This window comes from Streptomyces sp. NPDC003697, from assembly GCF_053587115.1.
Map to the genome: position 1 here is coordinate 1 of NZ_JBSFNN010000063.1, position 22,242 is coordinate 22,242.

Consider the following 22,242-nt stretch of genomic DNA (forward strand, 5'->3'; position numbering starts at 1 on the left):
CGGTGGGGGGGGGGCTGGGGGGGGGCCCGCGGGGCGGGGCCCCCCCCCCCCCCACGGCTCCTCAGCCCTCCGCGGGACCGGCCTGTGCGCCGTCCGCCCGCTCCAGCAGGGCCACCGGCAGCCGTTCGAACAGGTCCGCCACGGGCACGTGACCCTCGAACTCCCGGCCCGGCGTCAGCGCGTCCGTCCAGCGACCCGGCGGCAGCGGGAGCCGCGTGTCTCCCCAGCCGCCCGCCTCCGCGAGCCGCAGCGACAGCCGGGTCACCGCCGTGACCACCTCTCCGGAGCGGGCGAACGCCAGGCAGTGCTCCGCCGCCGGGCCCCGCGCCTCCAGCGGGGCGTACGACGCCTCGGCACCGAAGGCCCGGGGCCGCCGGGCGCGCACCCGCAGGGCCGCAGCCGTCACCGCGCCCTTGTCCGCGGGGTCCACGGGCGGGAACCGCACGGGCCGCCGGTTGTCCGGGTCCACCAGGGCCCGGTACTCGGCCTCCGTGCCCTGGTAGAGGTCCGGGACACCCGGCATCGTCAGATGGACCAGGGCCGTCCCCAGCACGTTCGCCCGGATGTGCGGCTCCAGCGCGGTGCGGAGGGCGGCCACCGCCTCGCCCGGCGCCCCGCACGGCCCCTCGGCGACGAACCGCGCCACCGCCTCCTCGTACGCGGGCTGCTGCTCGGTCCAGGTCGTGTGCAGACCCGCCTCGCGCACGTGCTTCAGCAGCGACTCCCGCACCCGCTCCTCGCCCGCCGGGCCGAGCCCGAACACCGTCTGCCAGGCCGCCCACGCCACCTGCGCGTCGGGCACGTCCCGCACGGCACCGCTCACCTCGGCCAGGACGTCCGCCCAGCGCCACGGGCACTCGCTGAGCACGGCCAGCGCCGCCCGCACGTCGGCGCTGCGCTTGGTGTCGTGCGTCGAGAGCACGGTCCCGGTCAGGGGCCAGTCGCGCTGCACCCGCGCGCAGTACGCGTGGAAGTCCTCCGGCGACACCGCCGGGCTGCCCGGGTCGCCGCCGACCTCGTTCGCCGACAGCAGCGGCATGTAGCGGTAGAAGGCGGTGTCCTCGACCGACTTGGCCCGCAGCGCGGACGCGGCCTGCGCGAACCGGGTGCGGAACTCCACGTGGCCGGGATCGTCGCCGTACCTGCCGAGGACGAGGTCGCGCACCACGCCGACGGCCTCGCCCTCCTCGGGCACGACGAACGCGCCCCGGGCCTCCCGGGCGGCCTCGTCGGTGACGACACGCGCGGCGTCGACGGACTCGTAGGGCCGGTAGACCTCCATGCGGACGAGCAGCTCCCGCAGCGCGGTGCGCAGCGCCCACGGTGCCCGGTCGCGCAGCGCCGGGTCCTGCGACGTGGCGCACACATGGTTCGCGACCCGGGTCAGCCGCTCCGTCTCGGCGGCCAGCTCGTGCGAGATCACCTCGTACGCGGCGCTGCGCACCGTCGCCTGCCAGTCGCCGCCGCGGTCCGCCTGCGGGGCCGCGAACTCCCGGTAGGCGTCGAGCAGGTCCCGCGCCCCGGCGGGGTCGGCGAAGAGGCCGTCGACGTGGCGCAGGGCGTCGTAGCCGGTGGTGCCGGCGACCGGCCAGGCCGGCGGCAGGTGCTCACCGTCGGCGAGGATCTTCTCGACGACCGTCCAGCGGCCGCCGGTGGCCGCGTGCAGCCGGGCCAGGTAGGTGTCGGGGTCGGCCAGCCCGTCGGGGTGGTCGACGCGCAGGCCGTCGACCACCCCCTCGTGGAGCAGTTCCAGGATCTTGGCGTGGGTGGCGTCGAAGACCTCAGGGTCCTCCACCCGCACCCCGATCAGCTCGGAGATGCTGAAGAAGCGCCGGTAGTTCAGCTCTGTGCGGGCGAGCCGCCACCACCCGAGGCGGTACCACTGCGCGTCCAGCAGTTCCGGCAGCGGCAGCGTCGCGGTGCCCTCACGCAGCGGGAAGACGTGGTCGTGGTAGCGCAGGACGTCGCCGTCGACCTTCAGATGGTCGAGCTCCTTGCCGAGCGGACCGCCGAGCACCGGCAGCAGCACCCGGTCGTCCTGCGCCTTCCAGTCGATGTCGAACCACCGCGCGTACGGCGACTCGGGACCCTCCCGCAGCACCTCCCACAGGGCGTGGTTGTGGCGGGGGGCCATGGCCATGTGGTTCGGCACGATGTCCAGCACCAGGCCGAGCCCGTGCTCCCGCGCGGTCCGCGCCAGCGCGCGCAGACCCTCCTCGCCGCCGAGCTCGCCGCGCACGCGCGCGGGGTCCACGATGTCGTAGCCGTGCAGGGAGCCCGGGACGGCCTCCAGGACGGGGGAGAGGTGCAGGTGCGAGACCCCGAGCGACGCCAGGTACGGGACGGCGGCCGCCGCGGCCGCGAAGGTGAAGCCGGGCTGGAGCTGGAGCCGGTAGGTGGCCGTCGGCACGACGGGGGCGGGTCGCTCACGTGTCATGGGAAGCTACGTACCCGCCCGGCGGCTTTTCGTGTCATCGGCTTCCCGGGAGCCGTCGGCGTCCGGCCGCCTGGGCCTCCCGGGAGCTGCGAGCGCCTGGCCGTCTGGGCTTCTCGGGGGCCGTGAGCGCCTGGCCGTCTGGGCTTCTCGGAGCCGCGCGTCCCCGGCTGCCTCGGCCTCTCGGAAGCCGTCAGCCGCAGTCCCGTCGGCCCCTCCGGAGCCGCGCGCCAGAGCCCCCTCGGCCCCGCCGGAGCCGCGCGCCTCGACCCTCCGCGATGCAGTGAGGCGCCCGCCCGGGCCCACCCGGACGGGCGCCTCACTCACCCGGCCGGGGTGAACGCCGCTCAGGCCGGGCGCCGCAGCACCACCAGGCTCCTGTCCCGCAGCGTCAGCCGCTCCCCGCCGGCCACCTCCGGTCCCGCGTCAGGATCGACCCCGTCCGTGCGGGCGGTGTCGACGACCACCTCCCACTGGCGCCCCTGATCGATCGGCACGACGAACTCGAGCGGCTCCGGCGAGGCGTTGAACATCAGCAGGAACGAGTCGTCGGTGATCCGCTCCCCTCGCGGGCCCGGTTCGGAGATCGCGTTGCCGTTCAGGAACACCGTCAGCGCGGACGCCTGGGCGGAGTCCCAGTCCTGCTGCGTCATCTCCTGGCCCTCCGGGGTGAACCAGCCGATGTCGGACAGCTCGTCGTGCGTGCCCTCCACCGGCCGCCCGTGGAAGAAGCGGCGGCGGCGGAAGACCGGGTGCTGCCGGCGCAGCTCGGCCATCGCCCGGACGAAGTCGGGCAGCTCGCCGCCGTCCTTCCCGTCGTCCGGCCAGCGCACCCAGGACAGCTCGTTGTCCTGGCAGTAGGCGTTGTTGTTGCCCTGCTGGGTCCGCGCGAACTCGTCGCCGTGACTGATCATGGGCACGCCCTGCGACAGCATCAGCGTCGCGAAGAAGTTCTTCATCTGGCGGACCCGCAGCCCGAGGACCTCCGGATCGTCCGTCTCGCCCTCGACCCCGCCGTTCCAGGACCGGTTGTGGCTCTCGCCGTCCCGGTTGTCCTCGCCGTTGGCCTCGTTGTGCTTCTCGTTGTACGACACCAGGTCGTGCAGCGTGAAGCCGTCGTGGCAGGTCACGAAGTTGATCGAGGCCAGCGGCCGGCGGCCGTCGTCCTGGTACAGGTCGGACGAGCCGGTCAGCCGGGAGGCGAACTCGGCGAGTGCCCGCGGTTCGCCCCGCCACAGGTCGCGGACGGTGTCGCGGTACTTGCCGTTCCACTCGGTCCACAGCGGCGGGAAGTTGCCCACCTGGTAGCCGCCCTCGCCGACGTCCCACGGTTCGGCGATCAGCTTCACCTGGGAGACCACCGGGTCCTGCTGCACCAGGTCGAAGAACGACGACAGCCGGTCCACCTCGTGGAACTGCCGGGCCAGGGTCGCCGCGAGGTCGAAGCGGAAGCCGTCGACGTGCATCTCGGTGACCCAGTACCGCAGCGAGTCCATGATCATCTGCAGCACGTGCGGGGACCGCATGAGCAGCGAGTTCCCGGTGCCGGTGGTGTCCATGTAGTACTGCGGGTCGTCCGTGAGGCGGTAGTACCGAGGGTTGTCGATGCCCTTGAAGGACAGCGTCGGCCCCAGGTGGTTGCCCTCGGCGGTGTGGTTGTAGACGACGTCGAGGATGACCTCGATGCCGGCCTCGTGCAGCGCCCGGACCGCCGACTTGAACTCCAGCACCTGCTGGCCGCGGTCGCCCCAGGAGGCGTACGCGTTGTGCGGGGCGAAGAAGCCGACCGTGTTGTAGCCCCAGTAGTTGTTCAGCCCCATGTCGACCAAGCGGTGGTCGTTCACGAACTGGTGCACCGGCATCAGCTCCAGCGCGGTGACTCCGAGCTCCGTCAGGTGCTCGATGATCGCCGGGTGGGCGAGCGCCGCGTAGGTCCCGCGCAGTTCGTCGGGCAGCCCCGGGTGCCGCATGGTCAGGCCCTTCACATGGGCCTCGTAGATCACCGTCTCGTGGTACCCGTGGCGCGGTGGCCGGTCGTCGCCCCAGTCGAAGTACGGGTTGACCACGACCGACGTCATGGTGTGGGGGGCCGAGTCGAGGTCGTTGCGCCTGTCCGGGTCGTCGAAGTGGTAGCCGTACACCTCCTCGCCCCACCGGATGTCACCGCTGATCGCCCGCGCGTACGGGTCGAGCAGCAGCTTCGCGGAGTTGCAGCGCAGCCCGCGCTCCGGGGCGTACGGACCGTGCACCCGGAATCCGTACCGTTGTCCCGGCATGATGCCCGGCACGTACGCGTGCCGGACGAACGCGTCGCTCTCCCGCATCTCCACGGCCGTCTCCGAGCCGTCGTCGTGCAGCAGACACAGCTCTACTCGGTCCGCGGCTTCCGTGAAGACCGCGAAGTTGGTGCCGGCGCCGTCGTACGTGGCACCGAGTGGATATGCCTCTCCAGGCCAGACCTGCATGGACACGACTCTTTCAGGTGAGTGGCGCCCCTGGTGGCACCTTCGTTCCGAGTGTTCCCGCGAGTGAGGGAACCACCTCTGACCTACCTCCCTCTTACCGCTCGACCAGTGCATACACGCTATGCCGAACCAGTGGGGCGAAACGTACTCCCGTGACCACGGGTGGTAGAGGGAAATGTGCGCACAGTTGTGCATCGACATCTGGGCAAGGTGGTGGCCGGTGCGGCCGTCGCGGTCGTGGCGACGGCCGCGATGGTCGCCGTCACCCTGCCGGGCACGGCGGGGGCCGGTGAGACAGGGAGGGCCGGGGGTCGCCCGGCGGCGGGTGCGGCGGCCGGGGGACAGGACACGCCGGCACCCGGCGTCGTCGCGCCGGCGCCGGCCGAGGGGACGAGGGGAGCGGGGCGCGACCCGCTGACCGACGACGAGATCGAGCGGGCCCGGGCGCTGGCCGTGCACCGCCGGCCGGCCGCCGGCGGTGAGAACGTCACGGGCGGGCGCGGCCCGCAGCGTCTCGGCGTCGAGCTCTCGCCGCCCGAGACGGCCGAGCTCGACGACCCGCGCGCGCCCCGGCGCGCCGACGTCACCTTCTACGACTACCAGGACGACGCCGTCGTCACCGCGACCGTCGACCTCGGCACCGGGGAGGTCGAGCACACCGGCAGGCAGCACGGGGTGCAGCCGCCGCTGAGCCGCGACGAGAGCGCCGAGGCCGCCCGCATCCTGATCGCCGACCCGCTGGGGGCCGGCCTGCGCGCGGACTACCACGACGCCACCGGCGGCAGGCTCACCTCGCCGGACCAGTTGCTGCTCGACAGCATGGTCTACCGGGCCGCCCCGGGCGCCCAGCCGGCGCTGCTCGACCGGTGCGGCGAGCACCGCTGCGCCCGGCTCTTCCCGAAGATCAGGAACGGGGCGTGGATCGACGCGCGCGCCTTCGTGATCGACCTCAGTGCACGCAAGGTCGGCCGCCTCGGCGCCTGAGCGGCCCCGCGAGCGGTCCGCCGACCCGTCGCTCGCCCTTCCACATGCTCCTTCCGACTTGATGCTCCTTCCGACTTGCTCCTTCCGACAGGGAGTCGCTTCCTCATGCCCGTGAACAGCAAGCCCGTGAACAGCGCGCCGTTGAACGGCGCGTCCAGGACCAGAACCGGCCGCGCCCGCAGGCGGGTGGCGCTCGGTCTCTGTCTGGCCGCCCTCGTCGCCGTCACGACCACCGGCGCCGGGCCGGCCACCGCGCAGCCGGGGACCACCGTGGCGCGGGCGGCGGCCGCCGCGGCCGCCGACTGCGGCGCGGCCCACCGCATCGAACAGAAGCTCGCCACCGGCACCGTCTGGCGGATGTGCTGGCGCTACGAGGGGACCGCCGGGCTCGTCCTCGAGCACGTCTCCTACCAGCCCCCCGGCGAGACCCGGCCGGTCAAGGTGCTGGCCACCGCCAAGCTCGCCCAGATCCACGTGCCCTACGACGACGGCGGGAACGAGTACAGCGACCTCACCCAGGCCGGCTTCGGCCAGGGGCTGATGGACCTGGCGCCCGCCGAGTGCCCCGGCGGCACCATAAGGACCGTCAAGGTGCCCGACCCCTACGACCCGCAGCACCAGAAGGGCAGGGGGCTGTGCGTCACGACCCGCTCCCGCGGCCACGCCTACCGCATGCAGACCGACGACCTGGCCGGAGTCCACCAGGCCCAGGGCAAGGACCTGCTGGTGTACACCGTGAACAAGGTGGGCTGGTACGAGTACATCACCGAGTGGCGGTTCCAGGACGACGGCACGATGCACATGAACGTCGGCGCCACCGGCAGCCTCTCGCCCTTCGACTACGACGCCGGTGACGGCCGGGGCTGGCCGCTCGGCAAGGGCGCCAAGGGGTACGCCACCAGCCACAGCCACAACGTCTTCTGGCGGCTCGACTTCGACCTGGACGGTTCCTCCAAGGGGCGGATCGAGCAGTACGACTCCGTCGCCGCCGCGCCCGGGCGCGGACAGCAGGGCCCGAGCGAGCGGACCACGCGCACCAAGGTCACCAGGGAACTCGCGGGCGACGCCAGGAACGGCCGCTGGTGGCGGATCGTCAGCGCCACCGGGAAGAACACGGACGGACACGCCCGTTCCTACGAGTTCGTCCCCGGCGCCACGACCACCTACGCCGGCCGGCCCTTCACGCGGCACGACATCTACTTCACCGAATACGCCAAGTGTGAGCAGTTCGCCAGCGACAACCTGCTCGACTGCGGTGCCGGGCACGGCACGTCCGTCGACCGGTGGGTCAACGGGCAGAACCTCACTCACCCTGTCGTGTGGGTGAACGTCGGATTCCACCATGTCGCGCGGGACGAGGACCAGCAGCCCATGCCCGTCCACTGGCAGGGATTCTCCCTGGTCCCACGCGACGTCACGGCCATGAATCCGCTCACGCCGTCCGCCCTCCGGGGGCAGAACGGACGGCCGAGAGAAGGTAGTTGAGTAGTGAGCTGCCCATCCGGCTGCACTGCGGACCGCTCCCGGAGTAGTCTTCCTTGATCGTTGGGACGGGGAGTGCTCGGGGGAGCGGAAGGCGGTGCACGGGTGGGCTCGGGAGGCCTGGAGCTGCCCCCTGGCGACGAGAGTCGCGAGGGGGACTCCACAGACGTCCCGCCCGGCGCGGTGTCCCTGGCCCGGCCGATGAACGCGGGTTCCATCGGGCCGGAGCTGGACTGGGGCGCGGACGCCTGGCACGAGGTGCGCACCCGGGCGCAGCGGGCGGGCCGGGCCTACATCTGGCTGAACCTCGTCGAGCAGCGGCTGCGCGCCGTCGTCTCCGCCGTGCTGCGCCCCGTCTACGAACCCGTCCACGGCGACGAGTGGGTGGTCGCCGCGGCCGGGCCCGCCGGCCAGGAGTGGGTGCAGCGCGCCGTCGCCGTCCGCGAAGTCAGCCGCCGCAAGGGCTACTTGCTCGATCCGGCCGACGACAACGTGATCAGCTTCCTGACGCTGCCGCAGCTGCGGGAGCTGATGGTGCAGCACTGGCCCTGCTTCGAGCCGTACGTCGACGAGCGCCGGGACCTCGAACTCGCCCTGGACGAGCTGGAGGTCACCCGGAACGTCGTCTCGCGCAACCGGGCTCTGTCCGAGGCCGTGCTGAACCAGGCCGAGCGGGCCTCCGCGCGGCTGCTGGGGATCCTCGGTGCCGACGGCGACGTGCCCTCGGCGCGGCGGCTGCCGATCGACGCGGTCGAGGACCTGGTCGGCGACCGGTACGCGGACGTGGTCGCCGTGCACCCCGACCGGGTGCGGCTGCTGCGCCGGTTCCCGGCCGAGGACATCTTCGGCGGCGCCCGGCGCCTGGACGCCATCGGCATCGGCCTGAACCTGCTGGTGCAGAACTTCTCCGGCCGCCGCCTGGTGCGTCTTGCCGAGTCGGGCAGCCGGGTGCGGCTGCTGTTCCTGAACCCGGCCTCCGGCGCGGTCAAGCGGCGCGAGCGCGAACTCGGGCTCAAGCGCGGCGAGCTCAGCCGCTCGGTGGAGATGAACATCCTGCACATGCGCCGGGTCCGCTCCCGGCTGCGCGACCCGGGCGCCTTCGAGATCCAGGTCTACGACGAGACACCCCGCGTGGCGGCGTACCTGGTCAACGGCGACGGCTCCGACGGCATCGCGGTCGTGCAGTCCTATCTGCGGCGCAGCCGGGGCATGGAGGCACCGGTGTTCGTCCTGCGGAACGGCACGCGTGTGGTCAAGTCGGACGAGGTGGACGAAGGGGGACTCTTCGGCACGTACCGCGAGGAGTTCGAAGTGATGTGGGCGGACGCGCGGCCCGTGTCCTGACCCGCCCGAGTCTGTCCGGACCCGTCTCGGACCGGTCCTGGACTCCCCTGACGTGTCGTGAGCCGACGGGACAGTCTCTCGCCGGCGGCGCGTCGGCGGGGCCACGAGGGGGCCGCGGCCCGAAGCGGATCGCGATCTGCTGATTGTCAGTGGCGCGTGCGAGGGTGAGGAGCACCGGGGGAGAGCATCACCGAGAAGGGGGGCCGCCATGGGCTGGTACCGGGAACTGCTGACCGGCTTCGACCTGGAGACGACCGGGACGGATCCGCGCGAGGCGCGCATCGTCACGGCAGCCGTGATCGAGGTCAGGGACGGGCAGCCGTTGGGACGCCGGGAGTGGCTGGCGGACCCGGGAGTGGAGATCCCGGCGGACGCGGTGGCCGTGCACGGCATCACCAACGAACGCGCGGTCGCCGAGGGAAGCCCGGCCGACCGCGTCGCGGACGCGATCGCCGACGTCCTGGTGGCGTACTGGCAGACGGGCGTGCCGGTCGTCGCGTACAACGCCGCCTTCGACCTGAGCCTGCTGGCCGCGGAACTGCGCCGCCACGGACTGCCGTCGCTCCGGGACCGTCTCGGCGGCGCGCCGCCGGGCCCGGTCGTCGACCCGTACACCATCGACCGCTGGGCCGACCGCTACCGCCGGGGCAAGCGCACGCTGGAGGCGGTCTGTGCGGAGTACGGCGTCGTGCTCGGCTCCGCCCACGACGCCTCGGCCGACGCCCTCGCCGCGGCGCGGCTGGCCTGTGCGATAGCCGCCCGCCACCCGAAGGTGGCGGCCCTCGGCGCGGCGGAGCTGCACAGCCGCCAGATCGAGTGGTACGCGGCCTGGGCGGCGGACTTCCAGGCCTTCCTGCGCGGCAAGGGCGACGCGGCCGCGGTGGTCGACGGGGCCTGGCCACTGCGCGAGCCCGCCGGCGAGACGGTCTGAGCGGCCGGGGGCGGTCCGAGGCGCGGCCGCCCGCGTCGAGCCCCCGGCCGGGCCTTGAGTCCTGTCACGCCGGCGTCGCGGGGTCTGTCCAAAGGCACCGCGCCGCACAGCCGGCCTGGTCCGCACGACAGGACCAGGACCTGCCCGACGGCGGGTCGGGCGGCCCAGTGGCCGGCCCCGTCGTCGGTCTCGTGCGGGCGCCACACGGTTCCTCGTCCTGGGGGTCATCCCTCGCGCCGGCGCCGCTCCCACCGCCCCGCCGAGGGGTTTCGGTCTGCCGTTCCACCCGAGCGGTTCGCCGGCATTCCGCTGCGGCGCTCCGGGCAGCGCTTCGCCGGCGGTTCGGTCAGAACGGGTACCAGCGCACCGTCTCGTCGCCGTCCCGCAGTGAGGCGACGCGGCGCTCGAACTCGGCGAGCGCCTTCGGGTTGCTGGGGGCGTGCTGGGCGACCCAGGCGCAGCTGGCCGTCTCCCGGGCGCCGCGCAGCACCGCGCAGCCCTCCCACTCGCGCACGTCCCAGCCGTAGGCCGCGGTGAAGGCCTCGTACGCCTCGGCGGGCAGGCCGTAGCGGTCGCGCGAGAGGGCCATCACCACCAGGTCGTGCTCGCGCAGATCGGCGGAGAAGGTCTCCAGGTCGACCAGGACCGGACCGTCCGGGCCGATGTGCACGTTGCGCGGCAGCGCGTCGCCGTGGATGGGGCCCGGCGGCAGGTGCGGGGTCAGCGCGGCCGCGGCCGCCGCGAAGCCGTCGCGCCGCTCGCGCAGGTACGCCGCGTCCGCGAGGTCGATCGCGTCGCCCGCGAGCCGCAGCCAGCGCTCCACGCCGCCCAGCAGCTCGCGCGGCGGCAGTCCGAAGGGAGGATGGGGCAGTGCGTGAACGACCCGCAGCAGGTCGGCCAGGTCCTGGGGCCCGGCCGGACGGACCGGGTCGGCCAGCCGGTGCCAGACGGTCACCGGGTGCCCGTCGACCAGCAGCGCCTCGGGGTCGGCCGCACGTACGGCGGGCACGCCCGCCTCGGCCAGCCACACCGCGGTCCGCAGCTCGCGCCGGGCCCGGTCCAGCAGTTCGGCGTCCCGGCCCACCTTGACGACCAGGTCCCCGGCGGCGAACACGGCGTTCTCGCCCAGGGCGAGGAGCCGCGCGTCCGGGGCCCGGCCGGGCAGCACTCCCGCAGCGGCCAGTACGTCCCGCGCCCGTGCCTCGTCCATCGCCCGCCTCCGTGTCCGTGTCCGTTCGGTACCTCGTGCCGGCCGGGCCGCCGTGGACGGGTCGCGCGTCCGTGGCGGCTCCACGCCCTGCCGTGCGCACGCCGGCGCGGCATCGCCATGCGACGGCCAGTCTCGCATCAGCACAGGCCGGAGCCGGTGGGCGGTCCTGGCGAGGCCGATGGTCGGCGGCTGCAGACTGCCGACTGCGCACCGCCGGCTGCCGACGGGGTGCACCGCCCACCAGGCGCCGGTCATCGCGTTGCACGAGACGTATCGTCTCGTTGGCGTCAGTGTCATGACCGCGCCCGCTCACATCGCCATCTTCTCCTTCGCCGCCCACGGCCACGTCAACCCCAGCCTGGAGGTGATCCGCGAGCTCGTCGCGCGCGGACACCGGGTCACGTACGCCATCCCGCCCGCCTTCGCCGACAAGGTCGCCCGGACCGGTGCCGAGGTGAAGCCGTGGCACTCCACCCTTCCCACGCCCGACGACGGCCCGTCGGCCTGGGGGACCACACTGCTCGACCACGTCGAACCGTGGCGCATGAGTGGTGGCGTGCCCGGCGCCGGGCTGCCGGAGCCGGGCCGGCCGCGTCCGGACGGCCACCGCGGCACGGCGCCGGTCCCCGCGGCCGCCCCTGCCGGGACACGTCACCCGGCGTGCGCCGGCTCGTTGAACACGTCACCACGTCAGTGGACAATGGGGGAAGCGCCGTGAGGGGCCGGGAGGGCGTGCGTCCGGCCGCACGGCCGGCGGCCGTCGTGCCCGCCCCCACGGGGCACGACGGCCGCTCTATGGTGTGGGCATGACGATGTACGCGGCGCTGCTGCGCGGGATCAACGTGGGCGGCAGCCGGAAGATGCCGATGGCCGGGCTGCGCACGCTCCTGGAGGACCTCGGTCACGACGGCGTCCGCACCTACCTGCAGAGCGGGCAGGCCGTCTTCGCCGCCCGCGGCGGCGACGAGGAGTCGCTGGCGGCGCGACTGACCGAGGCGATCGAGGAGCGGTTCGGCTTCGCGGTGGACGTGATCGTCCGTGACCACGCCTATCTGCGGGCGGTCGCCGAGGCGTGCCCGTTCCCGGCAGCCGAGCTGGAGGGCAGGCAGCTGCACGTCACCTACTTCTCCGCGCCGGTCGACGCCTCGCGCTTCGCGGAGATCGACCCGGCCGCACGTCTCCCCGAGGAGTTCCGCCTCGGCGACCGGGCGCTGTACCTGTACGCGCCGGACGGCCTCGGCCGCTCCCAGCTCGCCGCGGACCTGGCCGGGCGCCGGCTGACCAAGGGGCTGATCGCCACCACGCGCAACTGGAACACCGTCGTCAAGCTCGTCGAGCTGACGCGGGAGTGAGCTCGGGCGCGCGAGCGGCGGGGCAAGCGGACGGCTGACCAGCGCGTCGATCGGACCGTGGGCCCTGAGCCCGGGTCCGCGGCGCCGACGGCATGACCAATTTCGGCCACGATCACGGCGCGCCCACCGGACCGGCCGCGCGGCCACGAGGCCGGTGCCGGGCAGGGATCCGGCGGCTGTACGGCCACGCCCACCCTCCATGCCGAGCGCACGGTGCGGTCCGGACGCGTGCCGTCGGCTGCTGCCACGGGCCGCCCGCGCCGCCGGGCTCTTCGACGGCTTCCGGGCCCAGGCCACGTACCAGGACTGCTCCGCGCTCGAGCGGACCCGCACGGGAGCCCTCCGTTTCGGCTGACCGAATCACGACCCTCGAAGCCGGCGGCGAGTGACACGAGCGCCGCAGGCGGCGCAGAAGCAAGTGGCCGGCCCACGGCGGGTGGTGGGACGAGTGTCCCGCCGCGTGGGACCGCCCCGTGTCCGCGGTCCGGCATCGCAGGGGAGTGCCGGACCGCGGACACGGGTGCCCCGGCAACCAGGGCTCGCCTGCCCGCCACGGGGCCCCGGCCGCGGAGCTTCGTCCGCCCGCCGGCACGGGACAACCCGACCCGCACCGCGCCCCCTTCGGACCCTTCGGATTCCTCAGGCCCCGACGGCCCGGAGAGCCGGTGTCCGTGCGGCGTCGTAGCGCTCCAGCACCACCCGGGCCACCTCGGGCGCCGGGCCGAGCACGTCGGCGAGGAGGTCGGCTGCGGCCGCGCCCCGGGCGATGCGGTCCGGCAGGAAACCGGGGGCCAGCACGTACGGGGCGACCGCGACCCTCGCGCAGCCCAGCGCCCGCAGTGCGCGCACCGCGTCCTCGGTGCTCGGGAAGCCCTCGGCGGACACGGCGGAGGCGAACGCAGGCCGCACGGCGCACCAACCGGTGTGCCGCCACTCCCGCGCGATGTCAGCGATCACTGCGCCCGCCTCCGGATCGGTGGACCCCGCCGAGGCCAGCACGACCCCGGTCGAGGACTTGTCGGCGGGCGACAGTCCCGCCTCGTTCAGGCGCCGTTCCAGCGCCCGCATCAGCAGCGGCGAGGGACCGAGGACCTCCGCCTGTGTGATCCGCAGCCGCGACGGCGCCTCCCGCAGCACCGCGGGGATGTCCGCCTTCGCGTGGAAGGCGCGCGTCAGCAGCAGCGGCAGCGCCACCACGTCCCGCACGCCCCGCGCGGCCAGCGACTCCAGTACCCCGGGCACGGACGGGACGTTGAAGTCCAGGAAGCCGGTCTCCACGCGCAGCCCGGGCCGCAGCGACCGCACCCGCCCGACGAGGGCGTGCACGGTCGCGGCGTGCCGCGGGTCACGGCTGCCGTGGGCGACGACGACAAGCACCGGTTCAGGCATGGGCCCTCAGCTCCGCGCCAGCAGACCGCGGCTGCGCAGCACCCACCGCTCCAGCGGGCTGAAGATCAGCAGGTCGATCGCGATGCCGACGGCCAGGATGAGCAGGATGGCCTCGAAGACCATGGCCATGTCGCTGGCGTTGCGGCCGTTCTCCAGGAGCTGGCCGAGTCCCACCCCGAGGTCGGGGAACGACGCGATGATCTCCGCGGCCATCAGCGACCGCCACGAGAACGCCCAGCCCTGCTTCAGGCCCGCCACATAGCCGGGCAGCGCGGCCGGCAGCGTGATGTGCCAGGTGCCCTTCAGGCCGGTCGCGCCCATGGTGCGGCCCGCCCGCAGGAACAGCGGCGGCACCTGGTCGACGCCGGACACCAGCCCGTTGGCGATCGACGGGACCGCGCCGAGCAGGATCACCGCGTACATCATCGAGTTGTCCAGGCCCAGCCAGATCACGGCCGGGGGCACCCACGCCACCGACGGCAGCGACTGCAGCCCGGACAGGATCGGTCCGATCGCCGCGCGCACGAACTTCACCCGGGCCACCAGCAGACCCAGCGGAGTGCCGATCAGCAGCGCGAAGAGGAAGCCGAGCAGACCGCGCGAGACGCTCGTCCAGATGTAGCCGAGCAGCGTGCCCTGCAGCCACGCCTCACGCACCGTGTCCCAGACCGCGGCGGGCGGGGGCAGCTTGGTCGGGTCGGTGACGACCCCGAACGACACCAGCCCCTGCCACACCACCAGCACGACCGCGACGGCGACGACCGGCGGCAGGATCTTGTTCACGAGGGTCTGCCGGAAGGACGGACGGCTGACCGTCCCGGCCTCCAGCGCGTCGAGGCCCGCCTCGACGCTCCCGGCGTCCTGTGGCGTCTTCGTCTCAGTGCTGGCCATGGCGCCGGATCTCTCCCCGCAGTACTTCGGTGATCTCGATGGACAGTTCCGCCACGGGCGCGTCCTCGATGCGACGCGGCTGGGGGATGTCGACCGTCCACTCGCGCGCCACCCGGCCCGGGCGGGAGGACAGCAGGACGACCCGCTGCGCGAGACGCACCGCCTCGCGCACGTTGTGCGTGACGAACAGCACCGACACTCCGGTCTCCGCCCAGATCCGGGTCAGCTCGTCGTGCAGCACGTCCCGGGTGATCGCGTCCAGGGCCGCGAACGGCTCGTCCATCAGCAGCAGGCCGCTCTCCTGCGCCAGCGCCCGGGCCATGGCCACGCGCTGCCGCATACCGCCCGACAGTTCGTGCACCCGCTTGCCGTAGGCGCCCTTCAGCCGCACGAGTTCGAGCAGTTCCTCGGCCTTGCCGCGCCGGTCGGCCTTGGGCACGCCCCGCAGCCTCAGGGCCAGTTCGATGTTCTTGCCCGCGGTCAGCCACGGGAACAGGGCGTGCTCCTGGAACATCAGCGCCGGCCGGCCGTCCGTGGTGATGGAGCCGGTGGTGGGCCTGTCCAGGCCCGCCACGAGGTTCAGCAGCGTCGACTTGCCGCAGCCCGAGGCCCCCAGGAGGGTCACGAACTCGCCCGGCGCGACGTCGAGACTGACGTCGTCCAGGACGAGCTGCCGCCCACCCGGTCCTGCGAAGGACTTCGAGACGTGCTCGAGGCGGGCCGCCTGATCGAGCGACTCGCCGGCCTTGGCGAGGATCGTGGTGGCCATGGTCGTCACCTCCTGGGGACTGATCGGGATCGTGGGTCAGCCGACGCCGAGACCGGCGTCGGACACCGGACCCCGGCCGGCGGCCTTGAGCACCTTGTTGAGGATCGTGAGGTCGTAGATCCCCTTGAGGTCGGGCTTCTCCAGCAGTCCGGCCTTGACCGCGTGGTCCGCCTGGGTGCCGAGGGTGACGGCCAGCGGGTCGTCGGTGATCTGGATCGACTCCCACGCCGGGTCCAGCACCTGCGCGGGCAGCGCCTTGCCGGAGCCGGCCCGCAGCTGCTCGTTGGCCGCGGCCTTCGCCTCGGCGGGGTGGGCGTTGATCCACTCGTTCGTCGCGACCGAGGCCCTCAGCACCGCCTCGACGGCCTTCGGGTGGGCCTCGAGGAACTGCCGGCGCACGACGACGTTCGTGATCACGAACTTCTTGCCCGGCCACAGCGAGGCCTCGTCGAGCAGCACCTTGCCGCCCTCGGCGACCAGCTTGGACGCCGTCGGCTCCGGCACCCACGCGCCGTCGATCGAACCGGCCCTGAAGGCGTCCGGCGTGACCTTGTTGTCGCTGCGGACGACCGTGACGTCGCCCTTGCCGCTCTGCGGGTCGACCTTCCAGCCCTGCTCGGCGATCCAGTTCAGGAACGCCACGTCCTGGGTGTTGCCGAGCTGTGGAGTGGCGATCCGCTTGCCTTTGACGTCCTCCGGGGACGTGATTTTCCTGGGGTCGACGACCAGCTTCACCCCGCCGGACGCCGAACCGCCGATGATCCTCAGGCCCTTGCCGTCGGACCTGGTGTAGCCGTTGACTGCCGGGGACGGGCCGATCCAGCCGATGTCGATGGAGCCGGAGTTGAGTGCCTCGATCTCCGACGGGCCCGCGTTGAAGGTCGCGTACCGCGCCTTGGTGGCGCCGAGCTCCTTCTGGAAGAAACCCTTCCGGTTGCCGACGAGCGCGGTCGCGTGTGTCAGGTTGCCGAAGTAGCCGATCGTGACGGTGTCGAGGCCGTCGGTCTTCTCGGCGCCGGCCGCCACCTTGGCGGTGCCGTCGTCCTTGGCCTCGGAGCCGTAACCACAGGCGGCGAGGGAGAGCAGCGGGAGCGCGGCCAGCACCGCGGCGGCGCGGCGCAGGAAGGGTGTGGAAGGCACGGGAGGTCATTCCTCTCGGAGGCCCGGCGGTCACGATCTCTCAGGTCGTGGCCGGGAGGTCGGCATGTCTTCGGTGCCGCGGACGGTGGCGGACCCGGGCACGCGGGGCGTGCGCGCGCCCCCGGCCCGCCGGCGGCGTCAGACGGCACATCGCGCCACTCCGCCCTGTCCTCCGCCGACCCCCGTTCGGGGGGACCCCCAGCCGAGGGCGCCGCTGCCGACCCGGCCGCCCTCCGTGGCGAACGTCGCGTACGCGTCGGTGCGGTTCACGTCAGAAGTCCCATCCGTCGTCCTGCGCCTCGTCCTTGACGGGCTCCGGGGCGGCGAACGACTCGCCGACCATGCCCGCGGTCAGCGTGGTGCCGTCGTTCGGGTCGATGAGGATGAACGAGCCGGTGCGGCGCGAGTCGGCGTAGGAGTCGGCCGGCAGCGGCTGGGCGGTGCGGATCTTCACCCGGCCGATGTCGTTGGCGGCCAGCCGGCCCGGGTGCGGGTGCAGGGACAGGTCGTCCAGGGTCAGCCGGGAGGGGATGTCCTTGACGATCGCCTTGACCGTGCGGGTGCCGTGCTTGAGCAGTACCCGGTGTCCGACGGTCAGCGGCTGGTCGGCGACGTGGCACACCGTCGCCTCCACGTCCTGCGTGGTGGCGGGCGCGTCCTTGGCCGGCACGATCAGGTCGCCGCGCGAGATGTCGATGTCGTCCTCGAGCAGCAGCGTCACCGACTGCGGCGTCCAGGCCGCGTCGACCGGCTCCCCGAGCAGGTCGATCCCGGTGACCTTCGTGGTCCGTCCCGACGGCAGGACGGTGACCTCGTCGCCGACCCGGAAGGTGCCGGCGGCGATCTGGCCTGCGTAGCCGCGGTAGTCCGGGTGCTCGGCGGTCTGCGGACGGATCACGTACTGCACGGGCAGCCGGGCGTGGCAGTGCGCCAGGTCGTGGCTGACCGGCACCGTCTCCAGGTGCTCCAGCACCGTCGGGCCGCCGTACCAGTCCATGTGCGCGGACGGCTCCACGACGTTGTCGCCGAGGAGCGCCGAGATGGGGATCGCGGTGACCTCCGGGACGCCCAGCTCGGTCGCGTACGCCGTGAACTCCTCGGCGATCGCGGCGAACACGGGCTCCCGGTAGTCCACCAGGTCCATCTTGTTGACGGCCAGGACCACGTGCGGCACACGCAGCAGCGCGGCGATCGCCGCGTGCCGGCGGGTCTGCTCGACGACGCCGTTGCGGGCGTCGACGAGGACCACCGTCAGCTCGGCGGTCGAGGCGCCGGTGACCATGTTCCGGGTGTACTGCACATGGCCCGGGGTGTCGGCGAGGATGAACCGGCGGCGGGGCGTGGCGAAGTAGCGGTAGGCCACGTCGATGGTGATGCCCTGCTCGCGCTCGGCACGCAGGCCGTCCGTCAGCAGCGCCAGGTCGGGGCCCTCCTGGCCGCGGCCGGCCGAGGCGCGTTCCACGGCCTCCAGCTGGTCGGTGAGGACCGACTTGGAGTCGTGCAGCAGGCGGCCCACCAGGGTGGACTTGCCGTCGTCGACGGAGCCGGCGGTGGCGAACCGCAGCAGGGTCGTGGCCGACAGTTGGTCGACCGACAGCGGCTCGGCGGGTTCGGTGGTGCTGGTCATGGCTAGAAGTACCCCTCGCGCTTGCGGTCTTCCATCGCGGCCTCGGAGAGCTTGTCGTCGGCGCGGGTCGCGCCCCGCTCGGTCAGCCGGGAGGCGGTGATCTCGGCGATCACCTGCTCCAGCGTCACCGCCTCGGAGTCGACGGCACCGGTGCAGGACATGTCGCCGACGGTGCGGTAGCGCACGAGCCGCTTCTCCACGGACTCGTCGTCGCGGGGGCCGCCCCAGTCGCCGGCCGTCAGCCACATGCCGCCCCGCCGGAAGACCTCGCGCTCGTGCGCGAAGTAGATCTCCGGCAGCTCTATGCCCTCGCGGGCGATGTACTGCCACACGTCCAGCTCGGTCCAGTTGGACAGCGGGAAGACCCGCACGTGCTCACCGGGGGCGTGCCGCCCGTTGTACAGGTTCCACAGCTCGGGCCGCTGCCGGCGCGGGTCCCACTGGGAGAACTCGTCGCGCAGGGAGAACACCCGCTCCTTGGCCCGCGCCTTCTCCTCGTCGCGGCGTCCGCCGCCGAACACCGCGTCGAACCGCTCCGAGGCGATCTTCTCCGTCAGGGGGAGGGTCTGCAGCGGGTTGCGGGTGCCGTCCGGGCGCTCCTTCAGCACCCCGCGGTCGATGTAGTCCTGCACGGACGCCACGTGGAGGCGCAGTCCGTGCCGGGCCACCGCGCGGTCGCGGTGGTCGAGGACCTCGGGGAAGTTGTGCCCGGTGTCCACGTGCAGCAGCGCGAACGGCACCGCCGCCGGCGCGAACGCCTTCAGCGCCAGGTGCAGCATGACGATGGAGTCCTTGCCGCCGGAGAACAGGATCACCGGGTTCTCGAACTCGCCCGCCACCTCGCGGAAGATGTGCACCGCCTCGGACTCCAGCGCGTCCAGGTGGGAGAGGGCGTACGGGGTGCCCGTGCCCTCGCCGCCCTTCCCGGTCCTGCCGGTCTCGGCGACGGTCGTCATGCCAGTCCCCTCTCGCTGAGCAGCGTGTGGACGGACGCCGCGGACTCCTGCACGGTCTGGTGCTGCGACTCGATGCGCAGCTCGGGCGTCCGGGGTTCCTCGTACGGGTCGTCGACCCCCGTCAGGCCGGTCAGCTCGCCGGCGGCCTGCCGGGCGTACAGGCCCTTCACGTCGCGCTCGGAGCACACCTCGACGGGGGTGGCCACGTGCACCTCCACGTACGCGGTCCCGTTCTCCTCGTGCCGCTTGCGCACCGCGTCCCGGCTGTCGGCGTACGGGGCGATCACCGGGACCAGCACCTTGACGCCGTTGCGGGCGAGCAGTTCGGCGACGAAGCCGATGCGCTGCACGTTGGTGTGCCGGTCCTCGCGGCTGAAGCCGAGCCCCGCCGAGAGGAACTCCCGGGTCTCGTCGCCGTCGAGCACCTCGACGCGGTGGCCCTCCGCGCGCAGCCGGCCGGCCAGCTCGTAGGCGATGGTGGTCTTGCCGGCGCTCGGCAGACCGGTGAGCCAGACGGTGGCTCCGGTGGTCACGTGGGGCTCCTGGTTCCTTGGGTTCGTCGGAAGCACGGTCATGGTCAGCCGTGCAGCCCGCACTCGGTCTTGGCTCGCCCGGCCCAGCGGCCGGCGCGCGGGTCCTCGCCCGCGAGGACCCGGCGGGTGCAGGGCGCGCAGCCCACGGAGGCGTAGCCGTCCGTCAGCAGCGGATTGGTCAGCACGCCGTGTTCGGCGACGTAGGCGTCCACGTCGTCCTGCGTCCAGCGGGCGATGGGGGAGATCTTCACCTTCCGCCGCTTGTCGTCCCAGCCGACGACCGGGGTGTTCGCCCGGGTCGGGGACTCGTCGCGGCGCAGCCCGGTCGCCCACGCCTGGTAGCTCCTGAGCCCTTCCTCCAGGGGCTGCACCTTGCGCAGCGCGCAGCACAGGTCGGGGTCGCGGTCGTGCAGCCTGGGGCCGTACTCGGCGTCCTGCTCGGCGACCGTCTGCCGCGGCGTCAGCGTGATGACGTTGACGTCCATCACGGCCTCGACCGCGTCACGGGTGCCGATCGTCTCCGGGAAGTGGTAGCCGGTGTCGAGGAACACGACGTCGACGCGGCTGCCGCCGGGCACGGCCCGGGAGGCGAGGTGGGCCACCACCGCGTCCTCCATGGAGGAGGTGACGCAGAACCGGTCGCCGAAGGTCCGGGCCGCCCACTGGAGGATCTCCAGCGCGGAGGCGTCCTCCAGATCGCGGCCGGCCTGCTCGGCCAGTGCCTTCAGCTCCTCAGCCGTACGGTCCCGCTGAGTGGTCGTCATGTCCGCTTCTCCCCTCCGTCGTCCCCTCGCCTCAGTCCCTGGGACAGCAGCCCGAGGAACGTCAGCCGAAAAGCCCGGTTGCAGTCCGCGCACTCCCAGGCGCCTCCCCCGTGCCCGGCCCCGCCCGCGCGGGGGGACCGCTCCCCGTGCTCGCTCGGACGCAGGTCCTCCTCGCCGCAGTAGGGGCAGTAGAAGGGCGCGGCACGCTCGCTCACGACAGCGCCTCTTCGGAGGCGCGGCCGACCCAGGTGGCGAACCGCTCGCCGTCCTCGCGCTCCGCCTGGAAGCGTCTGAGGACCCGCTCGACGTAGTCGGGCAGCTCCTCCGAGGTGACCTTCAGACCGCGGACCTTGCGGCCGAACCCGGCGTCCAGGCCGAGCGCGCCGCCGAGGTGCACCTGGAAGCCCTCGACCTGCTCGCCCCGGTCGTTGAGGACCAGCTGACCCTTGAGACCGATGTCCGCGACCTGGATACGGGCGCAGGCGTTCGGGCAGCCGTTGAGGTTGATGGTGATCGGCTCGTCGAACTCGGGGAGGCGGCGCTCCAGTTCGTCGATCAGCCGGGAGCCGCGCGCCTTGGTCTCGACGATGGCGAGCTTGCAGAACTCGATGCCCGTGCAGGCCATCGTGCCGCGCCGGAACGGGGACGGCTCGGCGGTCAGGTCGAGGGCCGCGAGACCAGCGACCAAGGTGTCGACCTGCGCCTCCGCGACGTCGAGAATGATCATCTTCTGCTCGACGGTGGTGCGGACCCGGCCCGATCCGTGCGCCTCGGCGAGGTCGGCGATCTTGGTGAGGGTGGCGCCGTCGACGCGGCCGACGCGCGGGGCGAACCCGACGTAGAAGCGGCCGTCCTTCTGGCGGTGGACGCCGATGTGGTCGCGCCACTGCTGGACGGGCTGCTCGGGAGCGGGACCGTCGAGCAGCCTGCGGCCCAGGTACTCGTCCTCCAGCACCCGGCGGAACTTCTCGGCCCCCCAGTCGGCGACGAGGAACTTCAGCCGGGCCCGGTTGCGCAGCCGTCGGTAGCCGTGGTCGCGGAAGATCGACAGGACACCCTCGTAGACGTCCGGGACCTCCTCCAGCGGGACCCAGGCGCCCAGCCGCACGCCCAGCTTGGGGTTGGTGGACAGGCCGCCGCCCACCCACAGGTCGAAGCCCGGCCCGTGCTCGGGGTGGCGGACGCCCACGAACGCGACGTCGTTGATCTCGTGCACCACGTCCAGCACGGGCGAGCCCGAGATGGCCGTCTTGAACTTCCGCGGGAGGTTCGAGTACGCCTTGTTGCCCAGGACCCGGCGCTTCATCTCCTCCAGCGCCGGGGTGCCGTCGATGATCTCGTCCTCGGCGATGCCGGCGACGGGGGAGCCGATCATCACACGCGGGGTGTCGCCGCAGGCGGTCACCGTGGACAGGCCCACGGCCTCCAGCCGCTCCCAGATCCGGGGCACGTCCTCGATCCGGATCCAGTGGTACTGGACGTTCTGCCGGTCGGTGATGTCGGCCGTGCCGCGGGCGAACTCCTGCGACACCTCGCCGATCACCCGCAGCTGGCGGGTGGTCAGGGCCCCGCCGTCGATGCGGACCCGCATCATGAAGTAGCTGTCGTCCAGTTCCTCAGGGTCCAGGATCGCGGTCTTGCCGCCGTCGATGCCCGGCTTGCGCTGGGTGTAGAGGCCCCACCAGCGCATCCGGCCGCGCAGGTCGTTGGGGTCGATGGAGTCGAAGCCCTGCCGGGAGTAGATCGTCTCAATGCGTGTCCGCACATTGAGACCGTCGTCGTCCTTCTTGAACTGCTCGTTGCCGTTGAGCGGGGTGAAGTGACCCGCGGCCCACTGACCCTCGCCACGGTGACGGCTCACCTTGCGGCGGGAAGTCGCGGCAGCGGGGTTCTGCGGGTTGGCGGCCATGGTTGACACGTCCTTCGGGACAGACGGAAGCGGCTCCGACCTGCGTCTCGACGCGCGCGAAG

Annotated in this window: 18 protein-coding genes and 1 pseudogene; 6 read left to right on the plus strand and 13 right to left on the minus strand. The window is 72.9% G+C overall.

The genetic code is table 11. From position 1 onward, the window contains the following. Positions 1-61: 61 nt before the first annotated feature. Positions 62-2,437: a malto-oligosyltrehalose synthase gene (treY, locus tag ACWDNY_RS22585; protein WP_451647599.1), complete on the minus strand. Its 2,376-nt coding sequence runs from the start codon at positions 2,435-2,437 to the stop codon at positions 62-64. Positions 2,438-2,781: 344 nt separating this feature from the next. Beyond that, positions 2,782-4,899, minus strand: a complete 2,118-nt coding sequence (gene glgX, locus ACWDNY_RS22590; RefSeq protein ID WP_451647600.1) for a glycogen debranching protein GlgX — start codon at positions 4,897-4,899, stop codon at positions 2,782-2,784. A gap of 177 nt (positions 4,900-5,076) precedes the next feature. On the opposite strand from glgX, the gene ACWDNY_RS22595 reads away from it, so the two are divergent. From ACWDNY_RS22595 to ACWDNY_RS22610, 4 genes are all read left to right on the plus strand, one after another. Further along, the gene (locus ACWDNY_RS22595) at positions 5,077-5,883 is read left to right on the plus strand and encodes a Tat pathway signal sequence domain protein (protein WP_451647601.1); all 807 of its coding nucleotides are present in this window, start codon (positions 5,077-5,079) and stop codon (positions 5,881-5,883) included. Positions 5,884-5,988: 105 nt separating this feature from the next. Further along, entirely contained in the window at positions 5,989-7,368 is a 1,380-nt protein-coding gene (locus ACWDNY_RS22600) for a copper amine oxidase (protein ID WP_451647602.1), read from the plus strand. Between the two features lie 102 nt (positions 7,369-7,470). Further along, positions 7,471-8,709, plus strand: a complete 1,239-nt coding sequence (locus ACWDNY_RS22605; protein WP_451647603.1) for an SAV2148 family HEPN domain-containing protein — start codon at positions 7,471-7,473, stop codon at positions 8,707-8,709. Between the two features lie 208 nt (positions 8,710-8,917). Beyond that, on the plus strand, positions 8,918-9,640 hold the full coding sequence (locus ACWDNY_RS22610; protein WP_451647604.1) for an exonuclease domain-containing protein: 723 nt from the start codon (positions 8,918-8,920) through the stop codon (positions 9,638-9,640). A 346-nt stretch (positions 9,641-9,986) separates the two neighbouring features. On the opposite strand, the gene ACWDNY_RS22615 is transcribed toward ACWDNY_RS22610, so the two are convergent. After that, entirely contained in the window at positions 9,987-10,850 is an 864-nt protein-coding gene (locus tag ACWDNY_RS22615) for a phosphotransferase enzyme family protein (protein WP_451647605.1), read from the minus strand. A 295-nt stretch (positions 10,851-11,145) separates the two neighbouring features. Between ACWDNY_RS22615 and ACWDNY_RS22620 the strand changes: the two are divergent. Beyond that, positions 11,146-11,391, plus strand: a pseudogene (locus ACWDNY_RS22620) (glycosyl transferase); the annotation flags it as partial. A gap of 265 nt (positions 11,392-11,656) precedes the next feature. After that, positions 11,657-12,202 carry a DUF1697 domain-containing protein gene (locus ACWDNY_RS22625; protein WP_451647606.1) on the plus strand — a complete coding sequence of 182 codons (546 nt, stop codon included), beginning with the start codon at positions 11,657-11,659 and terminating at the stop codon, positions 12,200-12,202. A gap of 639 nt (positions 12,203-12,841) precedes the next feature. On the opposite strand, the gene ACWDNY_RS22630 is transcribed toward ACWDNY_RS22625, so the two are convergent. The 10 genes from ACWDNY_RS22630 to ACWDNY_RS22675 all read right to left on the minus strand — a co-directional run bounded on the left by ACWDNY_RS22630 (position 12,842) and on the right by ACWDNY_RS22675 (position 22,180). Then, positions 12,842-13,591 carry a sirohydrochlorin chelatase gene (locus ACWDNY_RS22630; protein ID WP_451647607.1) on the minus strand — a complete coding sequence of 250 codons (750 nt, stop codon included), beginning with the start codon at positions 13,589-13,591 and terminating at the stop codon, positions 12,842-12,844. A gap of 6 nt (positions 13,592-13,597) precedes the next feature. Next, on the minus strand, positions 13,598-14,482 hold the full coding sequence (locus ACWDNY_RS22635) for an ABC transporter permease (RefSeq protein ID WP_451647608.1): 885 nt from the start codon (positions 14,480-14,482) through the stop codon (positions 13,598-13,600). Continuing rightward, positions 14,469-15,251 (minus strand): ABC transporter ATP-binding protein, encoded by a 783-nt coding sequence (locus ACWDNY_RS22640; RefSeq protein WP_451647609.1) that lies wholly within the window; start codon positions 15,249-15,251, stop codon positions 14,469-14,471. The genes ACWDNY_RS22635 and ACWDNY_RS22640 overlap by 14 nt, the downstream gene beginning before the upstream one ends. Before the next feature lie 36 nt (positions 15,252-15,287). Continuing rightward, entirely contained in the window at positions 15,288-16,391 is a 1,104-nt protein-coding gene (locus ACWDNY_RS22645) for an aliphatic sulfonate ABC transporter substrate-binding protein (protein ID WP_451647610.1), read from the minus strand. Between the two features lie 271 nt (positions 16,392-16,662). Then, a complete protein-coding gene (locus ACWDNY_RS22650; protein WP_451647611.1) occupies positions 16,663-18,018 on the minus strand; it encodes a sulfate adenylyltransferase subunit 1 in 1,356 nt (451 codons plus the stop codon). 2 nt (positions 18,019-18,020) lie between these two features. Next, positions 18,021-18,974 carry a sulfate adenylyltransferase subunit CysD gene (cysD, locus tag ACWDNY_RS22655; RefSeq protein WP_451647612.1) on the minus strand — a complete coding sequence of 318 codons (954 nt, stop codon included), beginning with the start codon at positions 18,972-18,974 and terminating at the stop codon, positions 18,021-18,023. After that, positions 18,971-19,507, minus strand: coding sequence for an adenylyl-sulfate kinase (gene cysC / locus ACWDNY_RS22660; protein ID WP_451647613.1), 537 nt, complete (start codon positions 19,505-19,507; stop codon positions 18,971-18,973). The genes cysD and cysC overlap by 4 nt, the downstream gene beginning before the upstream one ends. Before the next feature lie 44 nt (positions 19,508-19,551). Beyond that, the gene (locus ACWDNY_RS22665; RefSeq protein ID WP_451647614.1) at positions 19,552-20,271 is read right to left on the minus strand and encodes a phosphoadenylyl-sulfate reductase; all 720 of its coding nucleotides are present in this window, start codon (positions 20,269-20,271) and stop codon (positions 19,552-19,554) included. Next, a complete protein-coding gene (locus ACWDNY_RS22670) occupies positions 20,268-20,486 on the minus strand; it encodes a hypothetical protein (RefSeq protein WP_451647615.1) in 219 nt (72 codons plus the stop codon). Before ACWDNY_RS22670 ends, ACWDNY_RS22665 begins: the two co-directional genes overlap by 4 nt. Further along, positions 20,483-22,180, minus strand: coding sequence for a nitrite/sulfite reductase (locus ACWDNY_RS22675; protein WP_451647616.1), 1,698 nt, complete (start codon positions 22,178-22,180; stop codon positions 20,483-20,485). The genes ACWDNY_RS22670 and ACWDNY_RS22675 overlap by 4 nt, the downstream gene beginning before the upstream one ends. Positions 22,181-22,242 lie beyond the last annotated feature (62 nt).

Coding starts and splice junctions, on each gene's coding strand:
- ACWDNY_RS22625 (WP_451647606.1), top strand. CDS start 11,657: ATGACGATGTACGCGGCGCTGCTGCGCGGGATCAACGTGGGCGGCAGC.
- ACWDNY_RS22640 (WP_451647609.1), bottom strand. CDS start 15,251: ATGGCCACCACGATCCTCGCCAAGGCCGGCGAGTCGCTCGATCAGGCG.
- treY (WP_451647599.1), bottom strand. CDS start 2,437: ATGACACGTGAGCGACCCGCCCCCGTCGTGCCGACGGCCACCTACCGG.
- ACWDNY_RS22650 (WP_451647611.1), bottom strand. CDS start 18,018: ATGACCAGCACCACCGAACCCGCCGAGCCGCTGTCGGTCGACCAACTG.
- ACWDNY_RS22635 (WP_451647608.1), bottom strand. CDS start 14,482: ATGGCCAGCACTGAGACGAAGACGCCACAGGACGCCGGGAGCGTCGAG.
- ACWDNY_RS22630 (WP_451647607.1), bottom strand. CDS start 13,591: ATGCCTGAACCGGTGCTTGTCGTCGTCGCCCACGGCAGCCGTGACCCG.
- ACWDNY_RS22600 (WP_451647602.1), top strand. CDS start 5,989: ATGCCCGTGAACAGCAAGCCCGTGAACAGCGCGCCGTTGAACGGCGCG.
- ACWDNY_RS22610 (WP_451647604.1), top strand. CDS start 8,918: ATGGGCTGGTACCGGGAACTGCTGACCGGCTTCGACCTGGAGACGACC.
- ACWDNY_RS22665 (WP_451647614.1), bottom strand. CDS start 20,271: ATGACGACCACTCAGCGGGACCGTACGGCTGAGGAGCTGAAGGCACTG.
- ACWDNY_RS22675 (WP_451647616.1), bottom strand. CDS start 22,180: ATGGCCGCCAACCCGCAGAACCCCGCTGCCGCGACTTCCCGCCGCAAG.
- cysD (WP_451647612.1), bottom strand. CDS start 18,974: ATGACGACCGTCGCCGAGACCGGCAGGACCGGGAAGGGCGGCGAGGGC.
- ACWDNY_RS22615 (WP_451647605.1), bottom strand. CDS start 10,850: ATGGACGAGGCACGGGCGCGGGACGTACTGGCCGCTGCGGGAGTGCTG.
- glgX (WP_451647600.1), bottom strand. CDS start 4,899: ATGCAGGTCTGGCCTGGAGAGGCATATCCACTCGGTGCCACGTACGAC.